Source organism: Archangium lansingense (assembly GCF_026626635.1).
GTDB lineage: Bacteria > Myxococcota > Myxococcia > Myxococcales > Myxococcaceae > Archangium > Archangium lansingense.
Map to the genome: position 1 here is coordinate 2,894,413 of NZ_JAPNKA010000001.1, position 15,099 is coordinate 2,909,511.

At 68.1% G+C, this 15,099-nt stretch carries 9 protein-coding genes; 7 read left to right on the plus strand and 2 right to left on the minus strand.

From position 1 onward, the window contains the following. Positions 1-8 precede the first annotated feature (8 nt). Positions 9-731 carry a SitI6 family double-CXXCG motif immunity protein gene (gene sitI6, locus OV287_RS11525; RefSeq protein ID WP_267534071.1) on the minus strand — a complete coding sequence of 241 codons (723 nt, stop codon included), beginning with the start codon at positions 729-731 and terminating at the stop codon, positions 9-11. Between the two features lie 83 nt (positions 732-814). Beyond that, complete coding sequence (locus OV287_RS11530) at positions 815-2,179, minus strand: alanine/glycine:cation symporter family protein (protein ID WP_267534072.1); 1,365 nt, start codon at positions 2,177-2,179, stop codon at positions 815-817. Between the two features lie 65 nt (positions 2,180-2,244). Here OV287_RS11530 and OV287_RS11535 point away from each other — a divergent pair, with 65 nt between their 5' ends. The 7 genes from OV287_RS11535 (at position 2,245) to OV287_RS11565 (ending at position 15,098) form a co-directional block, all read left to right on the plus strand. Beyond that, entirely contained in the window at positions 2,245-3,531 is a 1,287-nt protein-coding gene (locus OV287_RS11535) for a M14 family metallopeptidase (protein WP_267534073.1), read from the plus strand. A gap of 60 nt (positions 3,532-3,591) precedes the next feature. Then, on the plus strand, positions 3,592-6,831 hold the full coding sequence (locus tag OV287_RS11540; protein WP_267534074.1) for a TonB-dependent receptor: 3,240 nt from the start codon (positions 3,592-3,594) through the stop codon (positions 6,829-6,831). 23 nt (positions 6,832-6,854) lie between these two features. Next, complete coding sequence (locus tag OV287_RS11545; protein ID WP_267534075.1) at positions 6,855-7,583, plus strand: hypothetical protein; 729 nt, start codon at positions 6,855-6,857, stop codon at positions 7,581-7,583. Positions 7,584-7,697: 114 nt separating this feature from the next. Further along, positions 7,698-10,028, plus strand: a complete 2,331-nt coding sequence (locus OV287_RS11550; RefSeq protein WP_267534076.1) for a Tex family protein — start codon at positions 7,698-7,700, stop codon at positions 10,026-10,028. A 116-nt stretch (positions 10,029-10,144) separates the two neighbouring features. Beyond that, positions 10,145-11,320: an ABC transporter substrate-binding protein gene (locus OV287_RS11555; protein WP_267534077.1), complete on the plus strand. Its 1,176-nt coding sequence runs from the start codon at positions 10,145-10,147 to the stop codon at positions 11,318-11,320. Positions 11,321-11,328: 8 nt separating this feature from the next. Beyond that, the gene (locus tag OV287_RS11560) at positions 11,329-13,458 is read left to right on the plus strand and encodes a sensor histidine kinase (protein WP_267534078.1); all 2,130 of its coding nucleotides are present in this window, start codon (positions 11,329-11,331) and stop codon (positions 13,456-13,458) included. Next, positions 13,455-15,098, plus strand: a complete 1,644-nt coding sequence (locus OV287_RS11565; RefSeq protein ID WP_267534079.1) for a hybrid sensor histidine kinase/response regulator — start codon at positions 13,455-13,457, stop codon at positions 15,096-15,098. The genes OV287_RS11560 and OV287_RS11565 overlap by 4 nt, the downstream gene beginning before the upstream one ends. Position 15,099: the final 1 nt, after the last annotated feature.

Sequence of the window (15,099 nt, forward strand, 5' to 3'; positions counted from 1 at the left end):
GCGGCATCCTAACTGTGGCCCCGGGTGGTGAGGGGGTGGAAGACAACGCCGCCCAGGCCGAGGCGCTTGCAGGCGTCGACGAAGCGCTCGGTGCAGATGAGCTCGGTGGAGTAGTCCTCCAGTCGGAACAGGTCCAGGTGGTTGGGAAGCGTGGATGCGTCCAGCAAGAGCTTATCGGGCAGGGGGATGCGGTTCTGACCGCACCGAGCGCAGGGTGGTTTGCGAGTCGGGGGCAGACAGTCCGGGTGCACCTTACCCACGGGGAGGAGTTCCAGCTCGAGCAACTCGGGTGATGCACGCTGGCGGAAACGCAAGTCGGTGCGGCATCCCTTGAGTCCTCGCAGACCCTCGGCCTGGAGCTTCTCCAGGGCCTCGCGCTGTACCAGCAGGATCCAGGGAACGGGAGAGACGAATTGCCCGAATCGCCCCTGGGCTTTGCCCACGATGGGACCAAAACTGGTCCCGGGTTCGAGCACGGCTCCTGGAGGCAGCAGGGGACGTACCAATTCACACAACCTCTCGTACTCGTCCGCGGGCTCGGGCCGGGCCTTCTCGAAGTCGGCCAGGGACTCCACTGGAGTCAGGTCCACGGAGGGGTACGCTGTGGAAATGGAACTCCAGGTGGCCTTGCACACAGGGCAGATGATGCCCGGAAGCCCCCACTTGTGCGTGCCGTCGATGTAGCCCGTGTATCCTGCAGCCCTGTCTTCCTCGATTCTGAAATTGCGCATGTGTGGGCGTCTTGCCTTGTTCACCCAGGAGCGCCAGCCACTTCATGGAAGCTTGGAAGGCTCATGCCTTCGAGACTACTTCCTCAGGCGAGAGGAGGCGCGGCCGTGCTCACCTGGGCCTCCTGCGCCTTGGGTTTGCGTAGCACCGAGGCGGCCACGCCGCTCAACCCAATCAGGCCCACGAGGTTGGGGAACACCTGCAGGCCGTTCATCAGATCTCCCCAGGCCCAGATGGTCTCCACCTTGCCCGTGGCGCCGAAGACGACCAGGCCGCAGTAGATCCACCGGTAGGGTTTGGTGATGCGCAGGCCAAAGGCATACTCGAGGAACTGCTCGCCGTAGTAGGCCCAGCCAATCAGAGTCGTGTAGCCGAAGAGGAAGGCGCAGAAGGCGACCACCCATCCGCCCACCGTGGGAATCGCCGTGTTGAAGGCCTCGGCAACCACCGCCGTGCTGGTGCTCCCGGACGTCCACACTCCGCTCGCGAGAATCACCAGCGCGCTGATAGTCGAGGTGACACACGAGACGATGAACACCTCCATCACGGCCTGGAGTCCCTGTTTCACCGGTGCATCCGTCCGCGCCGTGCCGTACGCCACCGCCGCCGTGCCGTACCCGGCCTCGTTGGCATAGATGCCTCGGGCAATGCCATAGCGCATGGCCGCCATCATCCCCACCCCGAGTGCACCACCTCCGGCTGCCTCCATGGAGAACGCCTCGCGCAGGATGAGCGAGAACACCGAGGGCAACTGCGCGACATGGGTGAGGATGACGATGAGCCCTCCGGCCAGGTACAGCCCCACCTTCAAGGGCGCGAGCTTCTCCGCCGCGCGGCCAATGCTCTTCACGCCGCCGATGACCACCAGCCACGTGAGCACCGCGATGGCCAGGCCCGAGTACAGTGGGCGAATGTTGAACTGGCTCTGCAGCACAACAGCCATGGAGTTGGGCTGGGTGAAGGGCGTCGTCGTGAGGGCGGCCACGCCGGCGATGACCGCGTAAAGCCAGGCGAGCTTCGGCGAGCCGAGCCCGTCCTTCAGATAGTGCATGGGACCCGCTGACAGCCGCTCTCCGTTCACCTTGCGGTACTGGATGCCCAGCACGGCCTCGCAGAACTTGATGGTCGTGGCGAAGAAGCCGTACACCCAAATCCAGAACAGCGCGCCCGGCCCACCGCTCACGATGGCCGTGGCCACACCCGCGATGTTGCCGGTGCCAATGGACGCTCCGAGCGCTGTCATGAAGGCCTGGAAGGGGCTCAGCGTTCCAGCGCCACTCGCCTGGGCCGGCGCCATGGCCCGCAGTCCCTCCCGGAAGTGCGTCACCTGGACGAACCGCAGCCGGATCGTCAGGAACACACCAGTTCCCAACAAGAGGGCCATCGTCCAGGGGCCCCAGACGGCATTACTGGCTACGTCGATCGCGTTGCGGATGGGTTCAGGCAGCATGGGTTCCCGCCATCATCTCCCATCCGCGACTCCGGGGCACCCACCGGGATAAAGAGAGGATTATCGTGACCGCCCCCGCCACCCCTCAGGAGCTCTTCGCCCTCTGGGCCGATGTCCGCCTCCAGGGCCTGCCGTCCCCCGCGCTCGTCCGCCATGTCCACGTGCAAGCCCAGCTCCGCCGCCTCCACCAGACGGCGCCGGATCTCTTCCAGTTGGAAGAGGTAGGACGCTCGGTGGAAGACCGCGCGCTGCGCCTCGTTCGCGTGGGCACTGGCCCCCGGCACATCCTCCTCTGGTCCCAGATGCACGGGGACGAGCCCACCGCCACCACGGCCCTGTTGGATCTCTTCGAGTATCTCCGCCGCCATCGCGCTCACCCCCGAGTGGCCCGGCTGCTCTTCGCGCTCACCTTGCACGCCGTGCCCATGCTCAACCCCGACGGCGCCGAGCGCTTCCAGCGGCGCAATGCCCAGGGCATCGACGTCAACCGGGACGCGCTGGCCCTCCAGACGCCCGAGGGCCGGACCCTCAAGGCGCTCCGCGACAGGCTCCAGCCGTCGCTCGGCTTCAACCTTCACAACCAGAGCTGGCGCACGGCGGTAGGGGGCGGCACGGCTCAGCCCGCCTCCATCTCCCTGCTCGCTCCGCCCTTTGACGCCTCGCGCGGCGACAACCCGGGCCGGGTGCTCGCCAAGAAGGTGTGCGCCGTCATCCGGGATGCTCTCGAGCCACTCGCGCCCGGCCAGATTGGTCGCTACGACGACTCCTTCGAGGTCCGCGCCTTCGGCGACAACCTGGTGCGCTGGGGCACGCCTACCGTGCTCATCGAGACCGGTCCGTGGCCCTCGGCCGAGCCCGACGAGCCGTTGCTCCGGCTCAACTTCGTGGCCCTGGTGTCCGCCTTGGATGCGCTCGCCAGCGGCGCGGTGGAGCACGCGGACCTCGAGCGCTACGAGTCCATCCCCCTCAATGACAGCAAAGGCATGCTGCACCTTGTCATCCAGGGCGCTCACGTCTTCGGCGAGGCGGGGGAGGCCTTCCTCGCGGACGTGGGCGTGGCGGCGGCCCAGGCGGTGCGCACCCGCGAGGGCACTGCGTCCGTGGTGCTCTCAGGCTCCATCGAGGAGCTGGGAGATCTGCGCGTCTATGGAGCCGTGGAGAGGGTGGACGGCACCGGGCTCACCGTCGTGCCGCTGCCCTCCGGGGACGTGAAGGTGGGGGACTCGCTGCCCCTGCCGCCCCGGAGCGAGCGCACCTTGCGCGTGGGCCTGCCCGCGGAGCTGATGCTGCTGCGGCCGGTGGAGCCCGCGGGGCATTACCGCGTGGAGCGAATCATCTGCTACGAGCGGTGAATTCCCAAGTTTCGAAAATGTGACTAATGTGCGCCCCACTTCCCAGGAGGGGTCAGCATCTTGTCTTCGCACGTTCGACTCGCGCGCGCGTGGTGTGTCCTGCTGTTGCTAGTGGGGACCAGCGCATGGGCCCAGGGCACCGCCGTCATCACCGGTAAAATCATCAACTCGGCCGACAAGAAGCCAGTGCAGGACGCATTGGTGACGGCCACGTCTCCGAGTCTTCAGGGCGAGCAGATAGTGGTGACCGACGCCAGCGGCCAGTACCGGATTCCGCAGCTGCCGCCGGGCACCTACACCCTCCGGGTGGAGGCCCAGGGCTTCCGCTTCTTCATTCGCAACGACATCCAGCTGCGCATCGACCGCACCATCCGCTTCAACGTGGAGCTGCTGCCGGAGGGGGGCCTGAGCGAGGAGATGACCGTCACGGCCGCTCCGCCGACGGTGGACGTGGCCTCGAGCACCTCGGGCATGAGCGTGGACGCCAACATGCTGAAGAACCTGGCGGTGAGCCGCCCGGGCTCGAAGGGCTCGGCCTCGCGCTCCTTCGAGTCCCTGGCCGAGATGGCGCCGGGTGCCCAGGAGGACACCTACGGCGTGAGCATCAACGGAGGCACCTCGCCGGAGAACCAGTTCGTGGTGGATGGTCTGTCGGTGAACGACCCGGCCGTGGGCACCATCGGCACGCCGCTCTCGGTGGAGTTCGTCAAGGAGGTCAACGTCATCACCGGTGGCTACATGCCCGAGTTCGGCCGCTCCACGGGCGGCGTGATGAACGTGGTCACCAAGTCCGGCTCCAACGAGTTCCACGGCTCCGTGTTCGGCAACGTGGCCCCGGGCTTCCTGCAGTCGGCGGGTCCGGAGATCCTGCAGGCCGGCAGCGTCATCTCCGCCAAGGGCACGCCGTGGAACCAGGGGGACTTCGGTTTCGAACTGGGCGGCCCCATCGTGAAGGACAAGCTGTGGTTCTTCGCGGGCGTGGCCCCGGCGTTCAACCGCATCCAGGTGGCGCGGCAGATCAGCGTCCTGGACATCTGCACGGAGAAGAACGACGACATCGGCTGCTCGGACATTGGCGTGCCGCGCAAGGACACCGCCACGGGCTACCAGATCGCCACGCCCATCGCGGGCGCCCGGACGGAGCGTTTCGCGGACGAGCGGACCATCCAGTACATCGGCAAGCTCACCTACCTCTTCAACCAGGACCACAACCTGTCGCTGTCGGTGTACGGCACGCCGACCTGGTCGGGCGGGGCCAACCGCTACGCCTTCAGCCGCGATGGCGCCCCCGAGGTGTGCGAGGGCTTGTCGTGCACGGCCTACGTCCAGGGCGCCTATGACACCATCGCCACTCGCCGCACGAGCAGCGCGCTGGACGTGGTGGCCAAGCAGAGCTCCTCCTTCTTCAACAAGTCGCTGCTGATCGACGCGACGGTTGGCTGGCACCGCCAGGACGCCACCACCCTTCCGTCCGATGGCTCGGGGCTCTCCTCGGGCACGGGGCTCTCCGCGATTCCCAACGTCACCTGGCGGCGCTCGCGCAGCGTGTCCGGTGGGGTGACGCGGCGCGACTGGCACAGCATCACCGAGTACGAGCAGCTTCCCGACCCCTCCGTCTGTGACTCCCCGGCGGGGCTGAACGCCACCCGGTGCCCCGTCACCTCGTACGTGGGGGGCGGGACCGGCACCATCAACATCTCGAAGATGGACCGCTACCAGGGCAAGGTGCTGGGCACCTACCTGTTCGAGGCGCTCGGCCACCACGTCATCAAGGCCGGCGTTGACGCCGAGGGCGCCAGCTTCTTCATCGACCGCGCGCGCACCGGTCTGACCACCTTCCGCGAGAGCCTGGACGGCACCAACTTCGAGAGCCGGGTCCAGTACGGCTACCTCCAGGGGCCGGACCAGCCCGAGCCCCTCACCAGCCTGCGGGGCACCACCACCTCGATGACGTTCGGCGGCTTCGTCCAGGACAGTTGGTCCATCCTCGACAAGGTGACGGTCAACGCGGGCGTGCGCTACGACACGCAGACCATCTGGGGCCTGGATGGCAAGGTGGGCCTGCACCTGCCCCACCAGTGGTCGCCCCGCGTCGGCGTCATCTACGACTTCACCCAGCAGGGGCGCTCGAAGCTCTTCGTCAACTACGCGCGCTTCTACGAGAACATCCCCCTGGACATGGCCGTCCTGTCGTTCCCCCAGCAGCAGCTTCTGTCGGCCACCTACAACGCGCCCAGGTGCGACCCCCTGGACCCCGCCGACCTGCTGCAGGGTGGGGACTGCAACACGGACGACAACCGGCGGGTCGTCGGTGGCCCGGAGAGCTCCAGTCAGAAGTGGCTCTCCGAGGGTGGCGATCGCGTGCCGGTGGATCCCAACATTCGAGCCCAGTCCAGCGACGAGTTCGTGGTGGGCGGCGAGTACGAGGTGCTGCTCGGGCGCGTGGGCCTGATGTACACCAAGCGCTACCTCAACGACGTCATCGAGGACATGAGCCGCGACGACGGCACCACCTTCTTCCTGGGCAACCCGGGCAAGGGCTACTCGAAGGACTTCCCGCTGGCGCGCCGCGACTACGACGCGGTGAACGTCTACTACACCAAGGCCTTCTCCAATCAGTGGCTGGCCCAGGTCAGCTACACGTGGTCCTCGCTGCAGGGCAACTACTCGGGCCTGTTCCGCGCGGACACCGGCCAGCTCTCGCCCAACCTGACGCGCGACTTCGACCTGCTGTCGCTCACCGTCAACCGCGACGGCCCGCTGCCCGGTAACCGCACGCACGCCTTCAAGGTCTTCGGCGCCAAGGAGTTCCAGCTCACCAAGGAGCTGAGCCTCAACGTGGGTGGTGGCTACCGGGCCCGCTCGGGCGCGCCGCTCAACTACCTGGGCTACCACCCGCGGCGCAGCGGCTCGGAGACGTTCATCCTGCCGCGTGGCAGCGGGGGCGAGTTGCCGTGGATCCACAACCTGGACACGCACGTGGGCATCAACCGCAAGCTGTTCGGCAACTACACGCTCAGCCTCACCCTGGACGTCTTCAACGTCTTCAACTTCCAGGGCGTGACGGGCATTGATCAGACGTTCACCTTCACCCAGGTACACCCCATCGAGGGGGGCGGCACGGCGGCGGATGTGGAGGCCTGCCGGCAGGGCGACTGCAAGGTCAAGGTCTACGAAGCCAACAAGCCGGTGGAGGACTCTCGGACCCTCTCCGCGGCCGAGATCAACCCCAACTTCAAGAAGCCGACCTCATACCAGGCGCCTCGGTCCATCCGCTTCGGCATGAAGCTGAGCTTCTAGTGCGAGCACCTGGGAGAAACGCCATGAACCTTCGATTGATTGGATTGGGCACGGGGGCGGTGCTGGCCGCCTCCACCCTGGGTGCCTGTGGCACCTATCAGCAGGATCCGCAGTGCGTGGTGGCCAAGGGGGCCTTCGCCACCGTCTACACGCTCAAGGAGGGGCAGGACGCCACCCAGGAGTGCGCCCAGCTCAAGCCGGAGCGCGTGGGCATGGAGAAGTACTTCAGCGTGGACCCCAGCGCCCCGGACTCGGTGACCATGCGCTCGCGCGTGGTCGGCGAGCTGCTGGTGGATCCGAAGTACCAGGTGGAGCCGGACGCACACCAGCCCCACTCCCTGGGCGCGCTGAGCACGGACGCTCCGGGCCCGGACAACTTCTGCGAGGTGCCCTCGCTCAACCCGACCCAGGTCGTGCTGCGCTCCACCACGGGTGGGGCGAACCGGAGCCTCACCTACGCGTGGTCCAACCTGCGCGTCTACAACACGCCGGAAATACCGGGCACGCAGTTCACCGCCGAGCTGCGCTACTCCGAGAACGGCTGCACCGCCGAGTACACGGTCAAGGGCATCTGGCCCGTGGTGAGCTGCGGGACCGGCGGGAAGCCGGATGACTCCAAGTGCGACCCGAACCCGGATCCGGCGTCGGGCCGTTACCGCGGCTCGGGCATCAACCCCATCTTCCCGGTGAAGTGCGACCCGGTGGCGCTCTTCTGCGTGCTCACCGGTGAGGTGCCGTCCGACAAGCCCTGAGGCTCGTGTCAGGGCCTCCGCGTCCCCGCCCGCTCGGTGGGGGCGCGGAGTGCCCGTCAGGGGAGCCGGGGGGGCTCGCCTTTTCATGTGGGATGGTGTAGGGTTTGTGTCGCCATGCACGTCTACGCCATCGAGCTGTCGAAGGAACTGGGCATCAAGCCCGAGCAGGTGGACCGGACCCTCGCCCTGAGTGAGGACGGGGCGACCGTCCCCTTCATCGCCCGCTACCGGAAGGAGGCCACGGGGGGCCTGGACGAGGTTCAGATCCAAGCCATCCTGGACGGGGCCGCCGAGCGCGCCGAGCTGGACTCGCGCCGAGAGACGATCCTCCGCACCATCGAGGGGCAGGGGAAGCTCACCCCGGAGCTGACCCAGGCGCTCCAGCGGGCGAAGACGCGCACGGAGCTGGAGGACCTCTACCTCCCCTACAAGCCCAAGCGCCGCACCCGCGCGGCGATCGCCCGGGAGCGGGGCCTGGAGCCGCTCGCGGACCTGCTCTGGAAGCAGGAGACCGGGAAGAAGGAGGACGTGGCTGCCCGTGCGCGCGCCTTCGTCAACGCGGGCAAGGAAGTGCCGGACCAGGAGGCGGCGCTCGCCGGAGCGCGTGACATCTGCGCCGAGCGCGTGGCCGATGACGCGGGCCTGCGCCGCACTGCCCGCGAGATGTGCGTGCAGAAGGGCCGCCTGCGCTCGGCCATCGTCGCGAAGAAGAAGGGCGAGGCCACCAAGTTCGACAACTACGCGGACCACGAGGAGGACCTGTCCAAGGCGCCCTCGCACCGGATTCTGGCGCTGCTGCGTGGCGAGGCCGAGGAAGTGCTGCGCATCCAGCTCGCGCTCCCGGATGACGAGGTGAAGGGGACGCTGTCCTCGCGCGTGGTGACGAAGCCCCAGTCTCCCTTTGCCCCCGAGCTGCGCGCCGCGGTGGAGGACTCGTGGGACCGGCTCATGGGCCCCTCGCTGGAGTCCGAGCTGCGCAACGAGCTCAAGGAGCGCGCGGACCGCGAGGCCATCACCGTCTTCGGGCAGAACCTGCGCCACCTGCTGCTCACCGCGCCCGCGGGCAGTCGGCCCGTGCTCGCGCTGGACCCGGGCCTGCGCACCGGCATCAAGGCCACCATGATGGATGGCACTGGCAAGCTGGTGGACACCGCCACGCTCTACACCGAGAGGAGCGGCAGTGAGCGCGCGGCCGCCGCCAAGCAGTGCGGAGCCATCATCCTCAAGCACAAGCCCGAGCTCATCGCCGTGGGCAACGGCACCGGCAGCCGCGAGGCGGAGACCTTCGTGCGCGAGGTGCTCAAGGCGCTCGATTCCCAGGTGCCCGTGGTGTCCGTGAGCGAGCAGGGGGCCTCCATCTACTCGGCCTCCGAGACGGCGCGTGAGGAGTTCCCCGACCTGGACGTGTCGCTGCGTGGCGCGGTGTCCATCGGCCGCCGGCTGCAGGATCCGCTCGCCGAGCTGGTGAAGATCGACCCCAAGAGCATCGGCGTGGGGCAGTACCAGCACGACGTGGACCAGGGCCTGCTCAAGAAGAAGCTGGGCGAGGTGGTGGACTCGTGCGTCAACGCGGTGGGCGTGGACGTGAACACCGCGTCGCCGCAGCTGCTGGAGCACGTGTCCGGTATCGGCCCCACGCTGGCGAAGAAGATCGTCTCCCACCGCGCCGCCAAGGGCCGCTTCACCACGCGCCGCGAAATCCTCAAGGTGAGCGGGCTGGGTCCGAAGACGTTCGAGCAGGCCGCTGGCTTCCTGCGCGTCCATGGCCCCGAGCCCCTCGACGCGAGCGCCGTGCACCCGGAGCGCTACGGCGTCGTCGAGCGCATGGCGAAGGACCTGGGCGTGGACGTGAAGCAGCTGGTGGGCAACTCCGCGCTGGTGCGGAAGATCGACCCCAAGCGCTACCTGGGACCGGACCTGGGCGAGATGACGCTCAAGGACATCCTCGCCGAGCTGGAGAAGCCCAGCCGCGACCCTCGCGGCGACTTCACTCCGCCCGCCTACCGTGAGGACCTGCAGAAGCTGGAGGACGTGAAGGAGGGGATGGTGCTCCAGGGCGTCGTCACCAACGTCACCGCCTTCGGGGCCTTCGTCGACGTGGGCGTGCACCAGGACGGGCTCGTCCACGTGTCCCAGCTCTCCACCCGCTTCATCAAGGATCCCAGCGAGGCGGCGAAGGTGGGCGACCGGTTGACCGTGAAGGTGCTGAGCGTGGACCTCGCCCGCAAGCGCCTCGCACTGTCCGTGCGTGCCGTCACCGAGGGCACCTCGGCGGCACCCGCTGGGAGTCCTCGCTCTTCTGGGAGCGATACGCGCTCCTCGGGTGGCGCTTCGCGACCCGCGCCCGCTCCGGCGGCCAGCAAGCAGGGGGGCGGCAAGGCTCCGGCCTCGCAGAAGCCCTCGGCCGAGCCCTTCAACAACCCCTTCCGCAATCTCAAGCGGTGAGATTCCCTGCTCGGACGCCGGGCGTACCTGTCCGGCGTTCGTGAGGGTCTCGGGTCGCATGGCCCCAAACGCGTCGGGCTCGTATATTCTGGCATCCCAGGATTTCTGGGCGAGCCATGAGACGACTGCTGCCAGGGGTGTTCGGTCTCGCGCTGCTGTGCTGCGGCGTGGCGGTGGCGCAGGAGAAGGCGCCCATCGTCCTGGTGCTGCACGCGGACATGAGCTCCGGCTCGGCGATGGCGGGCGAGGCCATCCGCCGCGGGGCACTCATCGCCATCTCGGAGCTCAACGCCCAGGGAGGACTGCTGGACGGGCGCAAGCTGGAGCTGGTGGTGAGGGACCACCACGGCGTGCCTGCGCGAGCCACGGAGCAGCTTCCGGAGCTCGCGAGCATGCCTCACCTGGTGGCCATCCTCTCGGGGTTGCACAGCCCGCCGGTCATCCAGAACCTGCCCTTCATCCATGAGCACCAGCTCATCGTGGTGAGCCCCTGGGCGGCGGCCACCGGGATGGTCCAACACGAGCTGACTCCCAACTACGTCTTCCGGGTCTCCATAGACGACGAGCGGGTGGGGGAGTTCCTGGTCGCGCGGGCACTGGCGCGGGGCCACAAGCGGCTCGGGGTCATCCTGGAGAAGAGCGCCTGGGGCCGCAGCAACGAGAAGGCCCTCCTCGCGGCGCTGGCCCGGCGCAACCTGAAGCCCGCGTCCGTGCAGTGGTTCAACTGGGCCGATGCGGACATGGAGACGCACCTGGCCGCGGTGGAGCGGGCGGGGGCCGAGGCGCTCCTCATGGTAGCCAACGCGCCCGAGGGGGCCGCCATCGTGAGGACCGTGGCGCGCAGACCTCCGGGCAAGCGGCTCCCCATCTACGCGCACTCGGGCATCATCGGAGGCGACTTCGTGCGGCAGTCAGGAGAAGCCCTGTCCGGGGTGGACCTGCGCGTGGTGCACACCTTCTCCTTCTTGGGCAACCCAAGCGCGAAGGCCAGGGCGGTCGCCGCGAAGTACCACACGCTGTTTGGCACCCAGTCCGACGAGGAGATTTTCAGTGATGCGGGGACAGCCCAGGCCTATGACGCCGTCTGGCTGCTCGCGCTCGCGATTCAGAAGGCGAAGTCCACCGAGCGCCCCCGGGTGCGCGACGCGCTGGAGCGGCTGGGCTCCTACCAGGGCCTGGTGCGTACCTATCAGCCCGCCTTCACTCCCTCGCGCCACGAGGCGCTGAGCCCCTCGGACTTCAAGCTGGCCACTTTCAACCCGCGAGGCGTGCTGGTGCTCAGCCAGCCGTAGGAACCATCGTGAATCTCTTCCGGAGCTTCCAAGGCAAGCTCCTCCTCTTCTTCCTGCTCGTCGATATGGTCATGGTGGGCGCTCTCGTCGCCACCGTGTCCCGCGGAGCGCACTGGGCGCTCGAGACGGCGAGCCGGGAGCATCTGCTCGAGCTGGCCCACTTCGCCTCGGGCGGAATCGACGAGCAGCTTCGGCTGCGGTGGACCGCGGCGCAGTCGCTCGCCTCCAACCCATTCATGACCAACAGCGTCATCGATACGCTGGGCCGGAGCGACTACCTCGAGCCCCTCATGCAGCGGTTGAGCCTGCCCGGCGAGAGCGATCTGTGGCTGCTCGACTTCAAGGGGCGAGTCATCGCCCGCAACGGCCAGAGCGAGAGTGTCGGCTCCTTCGCACAGGCACCCTGGTGGTCGAAGGTCGCCAGCGGCGAGCCCCAGGCGCTGGTGGTCTCCGAGGGGCGTGGAGCGCGCGTGCTCTTCGCCTTCCCCGTCGTCTACCAGAAGCACACCGAGGGGGCCCTGGTTGCACGGTTTGATCTCTCCTTCGTGCGGGGCGGCGCCGCGCGCCAGGGAATCGAGGTGGTGTTGCTGGACGGGGAGGTGCCGCTGACCGGCCACCTGTCCGAGCAGGTGATTGGCGAGCTGCGGTCGTTGTCCTCCGCGCCCGGTCGGCGCAACACGGCGCTCATCGACGGGATGTACTACCTGGTGGTCCCGGTGGAGGGCTTCGCGCAGGAGCATGGCTTTGGCTGGTCCCTGGTCCTCTCCGTGCCGGCCGAGCACATCTCCGGCCCGGTGGAGGTGCTGCGCCAGCGGATGATCCAAGGCGGCGTGGGGATGGCGGTGGTGCTGATCCTGCTGATCTTCTGGCGCACCCGGCTGCTGATGCGCCCGCTCCAGCAGTTGCAGGTCTCCATGCGGCGCATCATCGACGGGGGAGACCTGAACGAGCGCATCCAGGTCCGCACCGGGGACGAGCTGGACGCCATCGCGGACACCTTCAACCTGATGCTGGAGCGGCTCGCCCACCGTGGCGCCGAGCTGGAGCGCTCGCGGGAGCACCTCTCGCTGTTGGCGCAGATCACCTCCTCCTCACCCAACGCCATCCTCATGGTGGGAGTGGAGGGCTGGGTGCTCGTGTGCAACGAAGCGGCGGAGAAGCTCTTCGGGTGGCCTCGGCTGGAGCTGCTGGGGACGTCCTTCCAGGAGCGGATGGTGCCCGAGGCGTCGCGCGAGCTCATCACCGGGCTGCTCGCGCGGGCGGGTAGCGGCGAGACGGTGGAGGCCGAGCTGTCGCTCGTCACGCAGCAGGCGGGCGTCATCCCCGTGCACCTCGCCCTGTCGCGAATCCTCGATGCGGCCGGGCAGGTGCAGGGGCACGTCTGCATCGCGAGGGACCTGCGCGAGGTGCAGCGGCTGCGTGAGTCGCTGGTGCAGTCGGAGAAGATGGCGGCGGTGGGCACGCTCGTGGCGGGCCTGTCGCACGAGCTCAACAACCCGCTGGGCGTCATCCTCGGCTTCGCGCAGGCCCAGTTGATGAGGCCCACGCTGGACAATGCGTCGCGCACGGCGTTCACGCTCATCGAGACGCACACCCAGCGCTGTGCCCGGCTGGTGCGCACGCTGCTGGACTTCTCTCGCAGGAGCGGCCCAGCGCGCGAGCGCATCGAGGTGGGGCGCATGCTGGAGCGGGTGCAGGAGCTGGCCATCGGTCAGGCCCAGCGCGGCGAGGTCCAGCTGAAAATCATCGAGCCTCCGGCGGACTTGCCTGGGCTGGAGGCCAACGTGCCGGAGATGGAGTCCGCATTGTTGAACCTGGTGGGCAACGCGCTGGATGCGACGCCTCCGGGCGGCACGGTGTCCATGGGGGCCCATGTCATTCCAGCGGGGAATGAGATGGAGCTGTTCGTGACGGATACCGGAAGCGGGATGGCTCCGGACGTGCGCCAGCGCATGTTCGACCCCTTCTTCACCACCAAGCCGGTGGGGCAGGGGACGGGCCTGGGGCTGTCCATTACCCGCAGCATCGTCGAGTCGCACGGTGGCCGCATCGACGTGGAGACGGCCCTTGGTGCCGGCACCACGGTGCGGCTGTGGTTCCCCTTGGCGCCGGTACAACCCACGGAGGTCTCCGCGTGAATCCGAGCACTTCTCCCTCGACCCGGCCTTCCCCCATGCCTGAGCAGATCCTCGTCGTGGACGATGAGCGGGACATGCGCCTGCTGCTGCGCTACCAGCTGGAGCAGGAGGGCTACGCCGTCACCGAGGCCTCCGACGGCAAGGCCGCCCTGCGGCTCCTGAACGAGTGCTCGCCCGGGCTGATCATCACCGACGTGCGCATGCCCTTCATGAGTGGGCTCGAGCTGCTGCGCGAGGCCAAGCAGGTGTTGCCGGCCACCGAGGTCATCGTCGCCACCGGCTATGCGGAGGTGGAGACGGCGATCGAGTGCATGAGGGCTGGTGCGTTCGACCTCATCCGCAAGCCCTTCAACATCCGAGAGATGTACTCGTGCGTCACGCGCGCACTGGACCGCTACCGGCTCAACATCTCGGCGGACCTGGTGCGGGCCAGCCAGTCCTTCTTCGAGACGAACGAGTTCGACCGGATTCCCCAGGCCATCGTGGAGGGGAGCCGGGGTCTGATGGCGGCGGACGCGGTGGTGCTGTTGATGCAAGACGTGCAGGGGCGGCTCCAGGTGGCGCATGCGTGCGGCCTGTCCTCCGATGCCGAGGGCAGCCTGCTGCGCGAGCTGGGCGAGCGAGTGGTCCAGGCGCTGTCCTCGGACAGGACGCCGGCCCTGGCGGCACCTGGCCTGGAGGATCGGCGGCTCGGCTCCATCCAGGCGTTGGGGAGAGAGGTGTCGGTCATCCTCCATCCCCTGGCGGTGGGGGAGCGGGTGCTGGGCGTGCTGGGCCTGCTGCGCAGGGACGGGCTGCGCATGTTCGGCAAGAAGGAGCTGGACCGCGCGGCGATGCTGGCGAGCCATGTGGTGCTCGCCCTGGAGAACTGGCGTCTGGCCTGCCAGCTCGCGTCCTCGGAGCGGCTGGCGACGCTGGGGCAGGTAGCGGCGGGCATTGGGCATGAGATCAACAACCCAGCGGCCTACGTCCTCAGCAACCTGGGCTACATCCAGGAGCAGGTGGCGGCGTTGCGCGAGGGCGAGCCGGTGGACCTGGTGGAGCTGGAGCAGGCCGTGGTGGATGCTCGCGAGGGAGCCCTGCGCATCAGCGACATCGTCCGAGACATGCGCTCGCTGGCGAAGACGGACGAGGAGGCCGGAGGCTGGTTCGAGCTCAACGAGGCCATCCGTTCGGCGCTGCGGATTGCCCGGGTGGAGACGATGCGGCAGGCGAGCGTCCTGACGGAGCTGCCCGGGGGCTTGGAGGTCAAGGGCAGCCCGGGGCCGGTCTCGCAGGTCTTCGTCAACCTGCTCGTCAACGCGGCACAGGCCCTGGAGGCGAGGGATAGCCCGCGCAAGGAGATTCGCGTCACGGCCCGCCGCGAGGCGGACATGGCCATCATCGAGGTCAGCGACACGGGGCCTGGCATCCCATCCGAGGTGCTGTCGCGGCTCTTTCAGCCCTTCTTCACCACGAAGGGCTCGACGGGGACGGGACTGGGGCTCTCCATCAGCCGGAACATCGTGCGCCGGCTCGGGGGGGACATCGCCGTGCGCAGCGTGCTGGGAGACGGGACGGTGTTCACTGTTTCGCTACCGGCGCGTCCAGTGGAGGAGGACAGGAAGGTTCTGGTGGTGCCGTCTCGCTCAGCGGTTTAAT